Origin of the sequence: Massilia timonae (assembly GCF_001866515.1) — a bacterium.
Lineage (GTDB): Bacteria > Pseudomonadota > Gammaproteobacteria > Burkholderiales > Burkholderiaceae_D > Telluria > Telluria timonae.
On record NZ_JRYB01000001.1, the window covers coordinates 4,842,968 to 4,857,877 of the forward strand.

Here is a 14,910-nt window from a genome sequence, read left to right on the forward strand (position 1 = left end):
AAAAGGAGGTGTTCAATGAACGCCTACACGGTGTCCCGGCTGGCTCTTGATGCCGGGGTGAGCGTGCATATCGTGCGCGACTACCTGCTGCGCGGATTGCTGCGCCCGGTGGCGTGCACACCAGGCGGCTACGGCTTGTTCGATGACGCCGCCTTGCAACGGCTGTGCTTCGTGCGGGCGGCCTTCGAGGCGGGCATCGGCCTCGACGCGCTGGCGCGGCTGTGCCGGGCGCTGGATGCGGCGGACGGCGACGAAGCGGCCGCGCAGCTTGCCCTGCTGCGTCAGTTCGTCGAGCGTCGGCGCGAAGCGTTGGCCGATCTGGAAGTGCAGTTGGCCACCCTGCCGACCGAGCCGGCACAGCACGCGGAGAGTCTGCCATGAACAACCCCGAGCGCTTGCCGTCCGAGACGCACAAACCGATCACCGGCTACCTGTGGGGCGGACTGGCTGTGCTGACTTGCCCCTGCCACCTGCCCATCCTCGCTGTCGTGCTGGCCGGCACAACCGCCGGTGCTTTCCTCGGCGAGCATTGGGTCATCGCGGCGCTCGGTTTGACCGGCCTGTTCCTTCTGTCCCTGTCGCGGGCGTTGCGGGCATTCAGGGAAAGAGAATGAGCGCTTTCCGGCCGGATGGATGGACGACGCCGGAACTGGCCCAAGCGGTCGAGCGCGGGCAGCTTGAACTGCACTACCAGCCCGTCGTCGATCTGCGCAGTGGTGGGATTGTCGGCGCGGAAGCCCTGTTGCGCTGGCGTCATCCGACGCTTGGACTATTGCCACCGGGCCAGTTCCTGCCCGTGGTCGAATCGTCCGGCCTGATGCCTGAAATCGGCGCTTGGGTGCTGGGCGAAGCCTGCCGCCAGATGCGTGACTGGCGAATGCTGGCATGGCGACCGTTCCGGCTGGCCGTCAATGTTTCGGCGAGCCAAGTGGGACCGGACTTCGACGGGTGGGTAAAGGGCGTGCTGGCTGATGCCGAGTTGCCCGCCGAGTATCTCGAAATCGAGCTGACCGAATCGGTCGCGTTTGGTGATCCGGCGATCTTCCCCGCCCTGGACGCCTTGCGGCAGATCGGTGTGCGCTTCGCCGCCGATGACTTCGGGACGGGGTATTCCTGTCTGCAACATCTGAAGTGCTGCCCAATCAGCACGCTCAAGATCGACCAATCGTTTGTCGCCGGGCTCGCCAACGACCGCCGCGACCAAACCATCGTGCACACCGTGATTCAGCTTGCGCACGGGCTGGGCATGGATGTGGTGGCTGAAGGCGTGGAAACATCGGCGAGTCTTGATCTATTGCGACAAGCGGACTGCGACAAAGGACAAGGCTTCCTGTTCGCGAAGCCAATGCCGGCGGCGGCATTCGCCGTCTTCGTCAGTCAATGGAGGGGTGCCACCATGAATGCAAGTGACTCGACCACCACCAGTTGCTGCGTGTGCTGCAAGGAAATCCCGCTCGATGCCGCCTTCACCCCGGAAGGCGCGGAATACGTCGAGCACTTCTGCGGGTTGGAGTGTTATCAACGCTTCGAAGCGCGTGCCAAGACAGGGAACGAAACCGATGCCGATCCGAACGCCTGCGACTCGCTACCGTCAGATTGAGCCATACCCTAACCTGATGTCAGGCCAGCCTAAATGGCTTAGTCAGGATAGAGTGCGATTCTTAATTTCTTGACAGGTGCTGCGAAGGGTCATAGAGTTGCCCTGACACTTTCGCCACTTGGAGACCTATCTTGCATGGTCAACGTATCGGCTACATCAGGGTCAGCAGTTTCGACCAAAATCCGGAACGCCAACTGGATAACGTCCAGGTGGATAGGCAGTTCATCGACAAGGCGTCGGGAAAGGATACTCTGCGGCCGCAGCTCGATGCCATGCTGTCATTCGTGCGCGAGGGAGATACGGTGGTGGTGCACAGCATGGACCGGTTGGCCCGCAATCTGGACGACCTGCGCCGCCTAGTGCAGCATTTCACCAAGCGAGGCATCCGCATCGAGTTCGCGAAGGAGTGCCTGACCTTCACTGGCGAGGATTCGCCGATGGCGAACCTGCTGCTATCGGTGATGGGGGCTTTTGCCGAATTCGAGCGGGCGCTGATCCGGGAGCGGCAGAGAGAGGGGATCGCGCTGGCCAAGCAGCGCGGCGCATACCGCGGGCGTAAGAAAGCCCTGGTGGATGACCAAGTTGTCGAGCTGCGCCGCCGCGCGGGTGCCGGCGAGCCAAAAGCCACGCTTGCTCGAGAGTTCGGCATCAGTCGGGAGACCCTGTACCAATACCTCAAACCCGTACCTCAGCTCCCAGAGGCTTAACGCCCGATTTTTTCCGTTTTCCCTGCTCACCCCTACTTAGCTTTGAATCCTGAAATCGTCTAGGGTCTTTCCTTCAGAAAGGCCTTCTGCAATCCACTTTGGCTGGCGTCCTCGCCCAGTCCAGGTTTGGCTATCGTTACCAGCGTTCTTGTAGCGCGCTTGAACTTTCTGCCCCTTGCCACCATCGGTTTTGCCCCTACCTGTAGCGAGAAGTTCTTCTACCGATACTCCTGCCTCTTGAGCAATCGCCAAAATTTGGTCGCGCGCCCTTTGCAAAACTAGTTTTTGGCGGTTTTTGATTTCTCTTTCAATGTCATGCTGCAGGCCCTTCAGTTCACTAAAGTTGTAGCTCGACAGATCGATATTTGCCATTGACGACGCCCTCAAAGTTAAGTAGATTTGTTCCTGCCCTAATCCATTCTGCTACGCGGCCTGAGTTAATTCGACTAATTACGAACGTAAGCAGGCTCTTAATGCAAGAAAACTAGATCTTAATGGGAGCTCAGCATAAACGCGAATGCATAGCCTTAGCAAGACAATTCTGTGGCCACTGAACAAATGCAGTCATGAGCTGCATTGAACACCGCGAGCCGGCCCATATAGTGCAGACAGGGAAGACGTTAGAGTTCTAGCTCCACAATGAAATTTGGATCAAATTCTTGGTTCTCAGCACCGTTATTCCGCATGCGATATCCGAGAGGGTTGGCTACAACACGACATCCCTCTACTTCATAATCGAAACTACAATGCGTATGGCCATGTATCCAAACGTTAGCTTTCACTATTAAGTCGTCCAGGTTCGAAGCGAACGCAGCCGAGACTGGGTCTGCTACGTATTCAGGAGCGACCGAGCGCATTGAAGGCGCCATGTGGGTGACGACAACGGTACGCCCAGTAAACGGTTCACCAAGTTTCTTTTGAAGCCAAGCTCGTTGTGCGGTGTGCAGACGAGCAGTGTCTTGCGGATGCAGTTTCCTATACCCGGCAGTTGCGACCTTGATACGTTGGTAGTCATTCATTGCTGTTCGAGCGTCAAGCATTGCACTCCACTTGCGATCCGGACTAAATAGGGCGAAGTCGGTCCAAAGAGTAGCACCTAAAAAACGAACGCCTTCATAAACGTATTCTCCACAATCAAGAAAGTGTACATTAGGGTAACGGAAGCATTCTGAGGCGATTGACTCTCCTGTTTTCTCAATCGCTTCCCCATAAAATTCATGGTTCCCAGCAACGTAGACTACAGGTAATCCTGAAAAAATTTCTGCAGCCCATGAAGGTGCACGAGATTTTGTGTGAATGTCACCGGCAAGAATAACGACGTCAGGGCGACTGATCGATACATCGATTCGAGGCACATGATCGCGCCAAACCTCCAAATGAAGATCAGATAAAACTAACAACCTCATCTTGATCCCCGCACCTCATTTGCCCGATTTCTTGTAAGTGTGCAACTCGCTTTTGGTATAGGTACGACTCGGAAAAGCAAAATTACCTCCAATATATATTCTGTAAACATACTCACCGCTGAAAACAAATGGAAAAAATGAATAGTCGCTCGGTAAAAGTCATTCTGTTTGATGTCTACGGTACCCTTATCAAAATCTTCGACAAGCGTACACCTTTTCGTCAACTTATCCAAATTGGCACGTACCAAGGCAGGATGCCTAGTCCCAGCGACGCCGCAATGCTTATGGGTCAACCTGTAAGCTTGCTTGAAGCCAGTGACTTGTTGGGGATTCGATTGACAAACGCGGATCGTAAGCAACTCGAACTTGACTTGCAAGCCGAAGTCGAATCTATCTCTCCATTTGCGGACACGTTACCCGCGCTCTATGATTTGAAAAACCGCGGGTACAAACTAGGACTCTGTTCTAATCTCACCCTAGAGTATGCCGAACCAGTCTCGAGGGTGCTGCCCCCAGTATTTGACGCTTATGTCTGGAGTTTCGACGCAGGCGCGATCAAGCCAAACCCAGTGATCTATGCACATGCCTGCCGGCAACTGCGCTGCTTACCTGGCGATGTTCTAATGGTTGGCGATACTATCGGAGCCGATGTCGAAGGACCACGGGCGTTCGGGATGCAAGCCTTATTGCTGGACCGCAAACAACACTTGAGCTCGAAAAGTTCGCTCTCTTCGTTGTTGGAGCTATGCGAGATGGTTGAACGCCTAGTCTAAGTGAACGCTGGATTGTGGCCAACGACCGAGGCTCCTTATACTTCGTATAGATCGGTCGCCGCGAGTTCGATAACGTCTGCGTTCGGCCAAAAGCGGTCGCTCGGCCGCGACCGCTACTGGAAACTAGGGAACATTGCCACAAATTTTATGGCATGGCTGAGAACACAGATCTTCGTGTATCCGATAGGATTAGCAGGCCTTCACGCGATAATTTTCTTGGCACCATGTGTTTGCTATAACATTTCCGTTTTCGGATCCCAGGCCACGCTTATCGCCCTTCCAATACCGGAGCGTTCCTTGATAATTTTTCTTGACACAGAGTTCACAAGCTTCGAAGAGCCATACCTGATATCGATCGGCTTAATAGCTGACGAGAACGAGCTTTATTTTGAACTAGCTGGAATTTCACATGAAATTTGTGCGCCTTTTGTTCAGGCCAACGTCCTACCTCTGCTTACCGGGCCTGTGCTGAAACCAATAGAAGGCGCTGAACAGTTGGCTGCCTTCCTGTCACTGTGCGGTCCTGAAGTCACCTTCTTTTGTGATGCGCCACGTTACGATATAACGTTGCTCACCCCGTTCTTACCGAGTGGATTGCGTTGGAACTATGCGGTTCCATCGTTCCAAGATGCTGCGTGTGAAGGTCTTTTCGAACGTACCCGTAAAAACGCGTTTGCTAACGGTCTTCGTCGACATCATGCTCTTGATGATGCAAAAGCCATAGCGGCAGCATGGGCAGCAACACGTCGAATTTAGCGGTAGCGTGACCGTCTGCAACGGGTCTATTGTGTTGAAAAACTCACGAGTAAAAATGACGCTGAGAGGCAAATCTGCCAAATAAAGTACAAACCATACCTGCTGGAGCTGAGCTATATTAGCTGAAAGTCGTTGTCGCGTGCTCAAAGACATTCAGCACCCAATGCGGCGCTGCAGCCAGGACATGTGCGAGTTTTTGAGTCGATGAGGTTGCCTCCACACTAACTCGACGTAATGCATGATTGAATGCCGTCGCCGAACAACTACATATTGGGCAGAGTGTACCAAAGCTTTAACGTTGCGTGTCGGCGGTTGACTTAATTGCGCTTTTGTCGATTGAGTTCAAACTTAGCGCCAGATCATTGATAATTTCGTGCAAAAATTTTATCTCCTGCATGGAGGCCTCTCGTGCGAACCGCCGGAGCGCCCGTTCCAGATCCGGCGACATGGAAACGCTGCTCATTCCTTTCTGGCGCGCGGAAAGTAGCCGGCCCAGTTCAGAAAAAAACTTAGCACTGCGTTTCAGTCGGAGTAAATAAGCGCCCTCGTTTGACACCCTCTTCATAACTCTTCTTTATTAACCTTAGATTGCAACCGTAGCAGTACCGATTCGACGAACTGAGCATTCGATGAAAGCACATCCATAGGTCTTTGGTCACCAAGCGCGAGTGCGGGCGTTAGCATCCACTCAACAGCGGCGGTCTCGTTATTTAAAACACGACTAGCTAGAGCCACGAATGGTAGGCCTTGAAGGAAACCAGTCAATGGAATTGGGCAGGCGTCTATCGAAAGCACCGTTGGGTTTGAAAATCGCGACTTCCTTGCCACCATAATCTCCTATTACGTCATTTGATTCGCTTGCTAAGGTGCGGACTTAGAGACTGCAGTCTTGCCAACAGCCTTTCGTCCCATGTTAGACGACAAATTCGAAAAGAGATACGCTGTCCCACAAGCATAATTTCATCAAATACCGCCCAGCTCTTGAAATGTTCTTGACTTGGTCTTGAGGTATCGACAATCTCGATTGATGCCACAGCCCTTCTAGCCTCATCCAATAGTACTTTCATGTCTTCGAAAGCAAGATTTGGGAGCCCTGCAAGATCACAAAATTCCTTTACCGATATTGAGTGAGTCCGTCTGCCCTTCCGTATTTCAGCTAATTTCACTGCTGTTTTCAGAACACATAAGGATCTCGCCGTTAACCCTTCTACGTCAATCTCCGTGATAATTACCTCAGCCATCCATACCCCAGCTAAACACAAGACAAAATTTAAACAGCGGCGGGCTACGTAATGGCTAAAAAGCGTTCGCAGAACGTCGAAGAAACGACATTTTGACTTACTTCGAGGATCGAATTCTCACTCGTGCTCTCTAGGCTGTCGCGTGGTTCCGCAAATGAAACGGTTCGCACCTGCTTCCTTAGCAACTCTGTAAGTAAGGGTACCATATCGTTTTTGCTGGCATCGTTGATGTTCTTTTTGAATGCCCGATTCCCAAACGCTTTGCGCAATTCAAGAATTAGACGAGGGGGAGAGAGAAACGCCAACAGCTTCTTTACTAGCTTAAAGATCTCCAGCTCTTCATTTCTTCCAGCGATAACCCCGTTTTTCGCTAGAATCTCCAGGAAAACACCTGTACACTCGTGTTGAATCAACATTAAACGTAAGCGTTCCCTATCAGACAGCTTACTTGAATCGAGGTTGCTGCACAATAAAGTCAAGATGCTACGTTTATCCAATTGCCCGCCTCCGCGACCAATAGTCCAGCAGACTTGTGTTAAATCAAATGTGATCGGTGCATCCAGTGCAGCGCCAATATTGAATGCAAACAACGAGGATTTAGTATTTGGCGCCAGAACACGATTGACGTACAAACTTGAATAGATTTTCTCAACAAGCGTACGTGTCGAAGCTAATTTTCGCTCGCAGGAGGAAAAACTGGGTAATTCGCCGGCGCCCCAGCTTTTTCCGGCACTCAATAAAACACAGTAAAAATAAAAACTATCTAGAAAACCTAATCGGGAAATATCGACAAACTGATGACTCGCCTGTATCCGGCATAAGGCCTTCTCGATCAGGTCGGCGCGCGAGTTTAGTAACTTAGCGGTCGCCTTGAGGTTAAGCGTGCGGTAACTCATTTCAAATTTCTATCCAGATATTACTCAATCGCACAAAAAACTGTCCAATGCTTAATCTACAGACGTCGCGCTTACCCAGTTGGGCGCGGACTCCCTGATGAGACAGATTAGGATCTAAAACTTTATTTTAATCTTGTAGGGTTAGCTATATCTCGATGTGCTAATTTCGGTTGCAAGATGTATTATTCGGCAACTATGCGGTATCACCATCGCACCAGTTACCGCATGAAGCTGTATGAAGCCGCACGAACCAATATTAGGCTGCTGAATCGAGTTGCTACTAGAACCCATGGCCGTGCGCCTGCACGGAACCTGCTGATCCCACGTACTTTGCGTACTACGGTAGACAACCTTCTTGCCTGCCTGGTGGAATGATTGCGTCGCTCGTACGGCACGGACAAAAAGTTCTTTTGTTGGATAGAAGGTCACAGTGCATAAGATTGCTTTCGCTGCCAAACGCATGCAAAGCTCGCGTGTTGCATCATCGACAAGAAGTGAACACAAAAACCTGTCAGCCTAAAGTAGAGGTACGCATGGACCTACTACTGTCACAAATGTAGACTATAGTCCGAAGACATAATAATACAGCACAGCGACGATTTCTCCAAAAGGAGAAATTGTGGATATAGGTCTAGCATTTGGAAAAGTACTTCGACAGGCTCGAACCGAGGCCCGACTTACTCAGGAGCAAGGAGCACACTGCGGATCTCGATCGAACTTTCATCAGCCTCGTAGAACGTGGCGAGCGACAGCCTACTATCCGGGTTGTTTTCAAACTGGCAGCTGCGGTGGTCACGACTAAAAGTCACTTGAAAATATTCACTGAAAAGCTGGTGGAGGCTGACTAATGGCTGTGTACGCTAACAAAGCTTTCTACTACCCCCAACAGATGAGAGCACAGACAAGCAAAAAAAACGCTTCATTACCGTCGCCCGGTCGCCCATGTCAACCGCGCAATCCTCACAAGCAATGAAGCCACCCCAGAGTTCGCTCAACGACCAGCGGCATTGAGCAAGCAATTCGCAGAAGTCCACGTCGTAGCGCGCATTCGTGGCGAGATGGCCCGCTGGCGCAGCCAAGCCCAATGTGCTCGTGAAGGAGATGGACGATCAGCTTGCACCATCCCTTGCTGTTTGCACGTGCGTCCGAATAACCATTACGGCTTGACCGATTCAGTAAAGGGCCTGAGCAGCCGCACACCAGCAACAGTCAAGCATCGAGTGGAGCCAACCTCAAAATAACGGTACCCTCGCTTGTCACTGCATAAAAAGGTTGGACGGGTCAAGGAAACGCACGAGTCGGGGATGATCCGCTTGGTTTTTTTGGACGGCCTGCAGAGTTAATTTTTAGCGTTTTGTAGATTCGGTTTTCGGCCTGCGCTCCTGTTTTGGCGGGCGAACGCTGCCGGTGTCATGTCGAGGGCCATGTCAGGCCGGTTCTCATTGTCGTCCCTTCGCCAGGCTTCGATGGTGCTTGCGCCTCGATCATTGAGGTGAAACAGTGGACGTTCAGACATTTATCACGGGAACCCCCCGTTGAACGTTTCGATGTGGCTGTTGCCGGTGGGCGTGCCAGGGTGGCTGAAGTCAATGTTGGTCTGATGGTGGTAGGCCCACAGGTCAAGCGGCAGTCCTGTTAACTCGCTGCGTTTGTCGACAACAGGCAAGTTGGGGTGCTACGCTGCGCGGCCAAGCGGTTCAACTCGCGAGTAAAACCTCGACAATGGTCAGAGAGCGGACTTGCTGCCGTCGGCCAACTGGTTGGCCACAGAATCCATGTTCCCTAGTTGGGCCTACGCGGCGTGATACGACTGACCCGACCGACGGCCATCTTGCGCTGTTTCGGCCGCTTGGAGCGTAGCTGCAGCTGTTCCTTGCAGTAGAGACTGTAGGTCTGGTTTTTCTCTAGCTCCCAGCCGTCGCGCTTGAGCAATACGTGCAGGCGCCGGTCGCCGTAGCGCACGCGCACCTGTGCAAGCTTGCGAATGCGTCTCCGTAATGCCGCCTTCGGATCCTTGACGCCGCGGTAGCATTGGACGCTTGGTGCCTGCTTGATCAGTCTGCAGGCCCGCTGCAGAGAGAGACCGTAGTGCTCGGATACGTACTGTACTACTTTTCGCTCCAACGCGGACCACCCCAACTTTTATGTGGCGACATCATGCAAATTGCTTTGTCGAGGCTCATCTCCGCGACCGGCATTTTGAGTCAAGCATTTTCCTTTTGGAGTTGCCGCGGTTCCTTAACTTGGTCCAAATGCAGGCAAGCATATTGCTTTCCCACCGCCTAAACGTCTGCTCGGAGACTCCGACTTGCCGAACAATTTCGGCCGCCGGTATTCTCAGTTCAGCCTGCTTTACAATCGACACGATCTGCTCGACTGTGAATCGTTTTACCGTCATGGCGCCTCCTGTTGCAAGGTTAAGTTGCGACGAAAAACTCACATTGATGAGTGTCCAGCATTCCTAAAGCAGGTCAAATAGACGTGATCATCACCGGATGAAAGTCGTACTCGCGCTCCGTTAGGCGGACAATCTAACGCTCGTATCATTGAAAGTGTGGGTTCACAAAGGCTATTTCCATATTCAAACCGTAGGCCAACGAAATTCATCGGGATACTTTTCAGGCGCTTCACATGGTAAGTGAACCGGGTCAACTCCAAGCCGAGTGCCGCGCTTGTACGGAGCAAGTGGAAGGCCAGGTATAGTCGGAAAAAAGACAACGCCGCACATATGGTGCGTTGCGTCGACGAACAATACTTTCGCGACTGTCGACTCTATCGGAAAACGAATAGACCTAACTTGTAGCTTGCCATTTTTCCTTGAGCGCTCAATCGTCCAGTACAGAGAGGCAAAAATTCCCAAAAAGACCGCCCGCCACGCCAGCAAAGGCTCCCTACCCTGGTAAGTGTACAAACAATCGGACAGACGATAATCGAACTTAAATGCAGTTACGCTTAACCGTGCAAGTATGCTCTGTCTGCATATAGATGATTCAAACATGGCTCGCATCATGTGATATGCCAAGAATGAGGAGGGCCATTGGCCAACCGCAATCGTATCGCACATTTCCTCAATCGGATCGAGGTCTAGCAATGGATTATTACGGCCCAAGCTTTCCGTTATCCAGACTTGCAGCATACGCAGTGTTGCAGTGTAAACCACTAATGCGCGACGGCGCCGGCTCGTATTAACGTTGCGTGGACTAAGACGCGAATAACGTTCTGAAAAGCGCATCTTTATTTTCCATGACAGCGCAGAAATTTCTCCAAAAGCCATGGGGACAAGGTCGTTTACTTTATACCCTCCCTTTATCAACAGCCCTTCCATAAATCGTCGTGGCCGGCACCAAACACTAAGACGATCGCTACCGTAGCAATAGTCCTCCTCAATTTTCCTAAGGCATGTTAACATGGACTCGCTATTTGCTGCCCACTGCGCAAGTTTAATAAAGGCTTGGCCTGATTCGCCTAATTCACATCGTAGGTCAAGATGGCTCTCAATACTGACTGCCACCCCTGCTATATCGCGGCCACACGACGAGCATTTGTAGCGCAGACTTATCACTGCGTCGTTCAAACGATAGCTGCAGTTCCCGAAACAGGCATTACACGAAACGCACCGACTGGTGAGCAGACAACGATGAATTGGGCAAACGGAGAGCTTTTCTAACTGATGCCAGTAAGAATGATATCCACCACCGAAACAAACGGGACAAATCTTTAGTTGCCGACTAAAGAATATGTGTGTCAAACCGCGAAATTGGTGTAAGACCTTCAATTCGTCTGAAAGGGGCGCATGCCATCCGAATTGGGTAACAAGCTTATTACTACTCATCCATTTCGGAAGCAAAAACGAATCGCTATTGGTACCAATCTGCTTACCGATAATCAGGCGCTGGATAGCTTTTGGGCTCAGAAGATTTCGCCATGAAATACGGGTTATAACGCTAGCAAAAGACTCGAAGGGCAACGGTGTAAGATCTTTTCCAGTCAGCAAAGTCGCCACTGGCGAGATTGAAGCCGAAGATTTCACAAGCATGTCTTTTCTCATAGAAAATCTAAATAGATTTGAAACTGGCGAGGGCTACATCCAGCGCGAGCGCACTGGCACGTTCCTGCTTATGCCCTAGCCAGCGTCCAGTGTGCACGCTGACATTTATTTCGTCCCGATGTCGACCCGGCCGCATTTTTCGAAATTGAGGATCGCCTAAGTTCTAATTCTAGTGTTGCCCTTTCTCGCGCTCATGTACGCCATCGCTTTCGTTAACGCCGCATATTCAATGGCGGCCTCCCATGCACCCTCTGGAACGATCATTCCAGGCTCGTCGAATAGCACCAGGTCCGTGAGATAGCTTCGCACAGCACTAAACATTTGCCGTGCAGGAATTTCTGACCCAAGTTTAAGCCCTGCCGGCTTTGATGTCTCAATAGAACTTAAAAAGCTGCTTACCTGATTCTTCAGGCGGAACCCGGCAGCATAAGCTAATGGGAAAAAGAATTCAGTCCAAGTAACCCCAGTGCCAAAAGGAAATATCTGATTGTCGATTCCTTCAAAAATCTCTTCCAGATCATGGCTACCACGATATGCCCTGAAAGGTACAATCCGTATGGCGAACCGTCCGATCAGGTCCAACCTTTGCATTCTTATAAGTTTATCGACTAGCTGACTAAATTCGGGATCCTGACCAATCAAGATTGTTACAAGCTTAACGTTTTCTTGCGCCAAATCGTTGTAAACGTCCTTAAGGAAATCAAAGTCCGTCACATCCATTGCGTTTGCTTCGTCCACCAACAAAAGAATCATACGCTCCCCGTGTAGACGAGCCGAATCAATCAGAGAATTTACAAGTATTGCCCTTAGATCGAAAGTTTCGCCCCTTACATTATGATGCCCGACTGTGGCCAAGAAATGCTTAAAAAAAGCTCTAATTGATGGAATAGACTGATTATGGGTATCGTGACGATAAATTGCGACCCTTGGGAACTGCTCACGCAGGGTGCTCTCTATCATCTCAAGGGCGCAGCTCTTACCTACGCCACTTTTTCCAATGAAAACGAGCCCGGATTCACGCAGAAGGCATGACTTCCGCGCCATCGTAGCGACCTCGCGAATCGGTGCAGTTGGCAATAGGACTGAACCCGTTATTAAAGGGTGACTATTGAATAGTTCTTTCCTTCCCTCATTACTCAACACTTCTTCTCGCGACATCGCCGTGAACTGGTCTTTCATAATCTGTCCTTGTGATTATTATTTCGATAGGTAGTTGTCTGCTCAGATGCTTACATAGTAAGCTCTTAGTCACCACACGGCCCGTATATTAACTTAAGCCTCTTTCGCCTACAAAGTCAGGACAAGCACGTATAGATTCCTAGATCTTCGGCCAAAGCTCCGACTTCACCTTTCAGCCCCGTTGGCATAGAAGCGCTCGAATGAGTACGGATAACCATCAAACTATTTCCACTTCCCTGTTCAGTAAATTGTTCTCTTGTGAAGCTATGATAATATTCTCTTCATAAATTCCGCCTACTCAAAATTCCAAGAAATTTAATGATCTTTGGTTATCCGTTGCGCGTATGGGGTTTGATAACCAACGGGCCGAATAGTCCAAATGGATCTTCCTGGGGATAAGATGCAGGCTTGGAATGCTCATTTGACTTGCGGACTATATCTTTTTTAGTCACGCCAGCAACTTCAGATTCCACTCCTTTATTTAGACCATGATTTGATTCTAGGTTTGGCACGTCCGTTGTGCCATTCTTTGAAATTGGGGACGCATCTGCGTTGGAATTTCGCTGTATATTCGTATGCATTCGCGCAAGGCGTAGAGCATCGGAGGCGGCCTTCTGTCGTTTTCGTGACTGTTTCTCAATCAGTTCGGTGGCCTTTTCCTCAACAAATTCCTCCATCAGATCCGTGTGATCGGACTGCGATCTTTTTGATAGGCCGGTGCGGTTGAAATATTTTCGGTCTCGCCAAGATGCGTTACTAAATTCCCATCCTTGTCCTGGATGCATAAAACCAAGCGATTCTCCCGTTTCCTTTATCGTTGCCTGCACTTCACGGCACAATCGGCGATTTGTGTAGCTGATAAGTTTCTTTCCTATCAACCCATACATTTCCGACAGTTTTTCGTTCGTATGGCGGACCCTATCAAGCTTGAAATAAGGTCGTTCGTTCTTCTCTAAATTACCTCTAACGGTCACTTCCTGCACATGATAGAGTATGCGTTCGCCGCGCCTTTCCTCGTTTGGCAGCGGTTGTGGGAGGAACGGAAGTCCTTTTTGCTGCAGCGCCAACGAAAGGGCCTTGACGGGTGCCGTGAACTGATTATGTTCGTTTTCTGAATTATTGTATTCTCTAATACACGACCAAATAATACTCTCGAGATCAGAAATCTTTATTTTAAATTTGACGGCTTCTTTGTTTGGATTACTAACACGAGGATCATTGGGGCCTGATCCATGTGTGAATGCTGTGCGCTGCAATCCTTTAGAAGTCAACTTACCGATTATATTTTCAATCAAGTGGCGCCGCCACCATGAGTACACAGGGCCGAAATTCACAGCACATCCGACAACCGATATTAGATTATCTACGGTATCGGATGCGAGATTCGCCCAACCATTATCCATTTTCATCGCGGCAAAACACTGCCAATCTAGTTCAGGCAAAAAATGTCGAACCAAAAAGAGCTTATTACCTGGCGCAGAACTCCTACTGCCAACATTCGAGCGATTCGCGTCGCCAATTATTGCGGAAGCGATCGTCTCTAATGCATCATCTGCACTGGGTGTCGCTTCTAAGGCTACATGTAAACCAATAATTCCACTTGATCTTTCATCCGCTAAAAGCCCAATATGCCATCTCTGAACGACGATATCCTTCTCTTCACCAAATTCGTTTTCGATTGATATCGTACTAGCAGCATCTACCTTGTGGTAATCCAGCTGGACAATAGTGAAGGGGGTTCGAGCCCTTATGAGCGCGGACACTCCTCTTCCTATCGCGTGGCGGCCCAGCGCGGCTTTTCCACGCCCGCTACCTCCGGCCCTGCCATGAAGAATCTTTTTGCAATATTTTCGAAGACTTACGGAGCCGTGATTTTTTTGGTTAAAAGGCCACTCTAGTGATGTCACGCCGAGTTCGCTTAACCGCCGCTTGAATAGACGATGAATGGCTGAAAAATCGAAACTCTGGTTCTTCATCGCTGCGTGCGACCCGCGTACATCTAGACATGCGGATTGGATCTCCAGTTCAAGTTCAGGAAATCGCATAAAGGTTGCTGTTAAGGCTCCAGCAAATCCACCTCTCCCTCCAGCACCTCCCCGGAAATCGGCCGTCCTTGTATAAGCTTGTACACGAAACCCAGGGATTAGCGCATAGAATCCATAGATCCCTCCTGTTTGGTTGATCGTTAGGCACCTCTTAATCAAACGCAGTATCTCGCCTTTCTTAAATCCGCATTTGAGGCAGATTGTTTCATACGAGTCCCCAGCGGCATACATTATCAGACTCTCACGCCTGGATTCGAAT

The 14,910-nt window shown here is 50.5% G+C and carries 13 protein-coding genes and 2 pseudogenes; 6 read left to right on the forward strand and 9 right to left on the reverse strand.

Annotated features, from left to right (window positions below):
• Window positions 1–15 precede the first annotated feature (15 nt).
• The 4 genes from merD (at window position 16) to LO55_RS20560 (ending at window position 2,307) form a co-directional block, all read left to right on the forward strand.
• Window positions 16–381 (forward strand): mercury resistance co-regulator MerD, encoded by a 366-nt coding sequence (merD, locus tag LO55_RS20545; protein ID WP_000995360.1) that lies wholly within the window; start codon window positions 16–18, stop codon window positions 379–381.
• The gene (gene merE, locus LO55_RS20550; protein ID WP_003132004.1) at window positions 378–614 is read left to right on the forward strand and encodes a broad-spectrum mercury transporter MerE; all 237 of its coding nucleotides are present in this window, start codon (window positions 378–380) and stop codon (window positions 612–614) included. The genes merD and merE overlap by 4 nt, the downstream gene beginning before the upstream one ends.
• The gene (locus LO55_RS27090) at window positions 611–1,600 is read left to right on the forward strand and encodes a DUF3330 domain-containing protein (protein ID WP_071362912.1); all 990 of its coding nucleotides are present in this window, start codon (window positions 611–613) and stop codon (window positions 1,598–1,600) included. Before merE ends, LO55_RS27090 begins: the two co-directional genes overlap by 4 nt.
• A 131-nt stretch (window positions 1,601–1,731) precedes the next feature.
• A complete protein-coding gene (locus tag LO55_RS20560) occupies window positions 1,732–2,307 on the forward strand; it encodes a recombinase family protein (RefSeq protein ID WP_071362913.1) in 576 nt (191 codons plus the stop codon).
• A 36-nt stretch (window positions 2,308–2,343) separates the two neighbouring features.
• Here the strand turns inward: LO55_RS20560 and LO55_RS26020 are convergent, their stop codons facing one another.
• Both LO55_RS26020 and LO55_RS26025 read right to left on the reverse strand, forming a co-directional pair.
• The gene (locus LO55_RS26020; RefSeq protein ID WP_083415471.1) at window positions 2,344–2,679 is read right to left on the reverse strand and encodes an H-NS histone family protein; all 336 of its coding nucleotides are present in this window, start codon (window positions 2,677–2,679) and stop codon (window positions 2,344–2,346) included.
• 248 nt (window positions 2,680–2,927) lie between these two features.
• Complete coding sequence (locus LO55_RS26025; protein ID WP_083415472.1) at window positions 2,928–3,713, reverse strand: metallophosphoesterase; 786 nt, start codon at window positions 3,711–3,713, stop codon at window positions 2,928–2,930.
• A gap of 128 nt (window positions 3,714–3,841) precedes the next feature.
• On the opposite strand from LO55_RS26025, the gene LO55_RS20565 reads away from it, so the two are divergent.
• Both LO55_RS20565 and LO55_RS26495 read left to right on the forward strand, forming a co-directional pair.
• Window positions 3,842–4,486: an HAD family hydrolase gene (locus LO55_RS20565; protein ID WP_083415473.1), complete on the forward strand. Its 645-nt coding sequence runs from the start codon at window positions 3,842–3,844 to the stop codon at window positions 4,484–4,486.
• Window positions 4,487–4,783: 297 nt separating this feature from the next.
• Window positions 4,784–5,242 (forward strand): hypothetical protein, encoded by a 459-nt coding sequence (locus tag LO55_RS26495; protein WP_143054578.1) that lies wholly within the window; start codon window positions 4,784–4,786, stop codon window positions 5,240–5,242.
• Window positions 5,243–5,803: 561 nt separating this feature from the next.
• Here LO55_RS26495 and LO55_RS27395 read toward each other — a convergent pair.
• The 7 genes and pseudogenes from LO55_RS27395 to LO55_RS26505 all read right to left on the reverse strand — a co-directional run bounded on the left by LO55_RS27395 (window position 5,804) and on the right by LO55_RS26505 (window position 14,582).
• Window positions 5,804–6,073 (reverse strand): antitoxin Xre/MbcA/ParS toxin-binding domain-containing protein, encoded by a 270-nt coding sequence (locus tag LO55_RS27395; RefSeq protein WP_083415475.1) that lies wholly within the window; start codon window positions 6,071–6,073, stop codon window positions 5,804–5,806.
• A 454-nt stretch (window positions 6,074–6,527) separates the two neighbouring features.
• Window positions 6,528–7,379 carry a hypothetical protein gene (locus tag LO55_RS26500; protein ID WP_143054579.1) on the reverse strand — a complete coding sequence of 284 codons (852 nt, stop codon included), beginning with the start codon at window positions 7,377–7,379 and terminating at the stop codon, window positions 6,528–6,530.
• Window positions 7,380–8,718: 1,339 nt separating this feature from the next.
• A pseudogene (locus tag LO55_RS20575) lies at window positions 8,719–9,777 on the reverse strand (integrase core domain-containing protein).
• A 183-nt stretch (window positions 9,778–9,960) separates the two neighbouring features.
• Window positions 9,961–10,704, reverse strand: coding sequence for a hypothetical protein (locus LO55_RS27100; RefSeq protein ID WP_229410201.1), 744 nt, complete (start codon window positions 10,702–10,704; stop codon window positions 9,961–9,963).
• 312 nt (window positions 10,705–11,016) lie between these two features.
• A pseudogene (locus LO55_RS27400) lies at window positions 11,017–11,427 on the reverse strand (TniQ family protein); the annotation flags it as partial.
• A 156-nt stretch (window positions 11,428–11,583) separates the two neighbouring features.
• The gene (locus tag LO55_RS26045; protein ID WP_083415477.1) at window positions 11,584–12,606 is read right to left on the reverse strand and encodes an ATP-binding protein; all 1,023 of its coding nucleotides are present in this window, start codon (window positions 12,604–12,606) and stop codon (window positions 11,584–11,586) included.
• Window positions 12,607–12,935: 329 nt separating this feature from the next.
• Window positions 12,936–14,582: a hypothetical protein gene (locus tag LO55_RS26505; RefSeq protein ID WP_143054580.1), complete on the reverse strand. Its 1,647-nt coding sequence runs from the start codon at window positions 14,580–14,582 to the stop codon at window positions 12,936–12,938.
• Window positions 14,583–14,910: the final 328 nt, after the last annotated feature.

Coding starts and splice junctions, on each gene's coding strand:
- merD (WP_000995360.1), top strand. CDS start 16: ATGAACGCCTACACGGTGTCCCGGCTGGCTCTTGATGCCGGGGTGAGC.
- merE (WP_003132004.1), top strand. CDS start 378: ATGAACAACCCCGAGCGCTTGCCGTCCGAGACGCACAAACCGATCACC.
- LO55_RS27090 (WP_071362912.1), top strand. CDS start 611: ATGAGCGCTTTCCGGCCGGATGGATGGACGACGCCGGAACTGGCCCAA.
- LO55_RS26020 (WP_083415471.1), bottom strand. CDS start 2,679: ATGGCAAATATCGATCTGTCGAGCTACAACTTTAGTGAACTGAAGGGC.
- LO55_RS26025 (WP_083415472.1), bottom strand. CDS start 3,713: ATGAGGTTGTTAGTTTTATCTGATCTTCATTTGGAGGTTTGGCGCGAT.
- LO55_RS20565 (WP_083415473.1), top strand. CDS start 3,842: ATGGAAAAAATGAATAGTCGCTCGGTAAAAGTCATTCTGTTTGATGTC.
- LO55_RS27395 (WP_083415475.1), bottom strand. CDS start 6,073: ATGGTGGCAAGGAAGTCGCGATTTTCAAACCCAACGGTGCTTTCGATA.
- LO55_RS26500 (WP_143054579.1), bottom strand. CDS start 7,379: ATGAGTTACCGCACGCTTAACCTCAAGGCGACCGCTAAGTTACTAAAC.
- LO55_RS27100 (WP_229410201.1), bottom strand. CDS start 10,704: ATGGAAGGGCTGTTGATAAAGGGAGGGTATAAAGTAAACGACCTTGTC.
- LO55_RS26045 (WP_083415477.1), bottom strand. CDS start 12,606: ATGAAAGACCAGTTCACGGCGATGTCGCGAGAAGAAGTGTTGAGTAAT.
- LO55_RS26505 (WP_143054580.1), bottom strand. CDS start 14,582: ATGAAGAACCAGAGTTTCGATTTTTCAGCCATTCATCGTCTATTCAAG.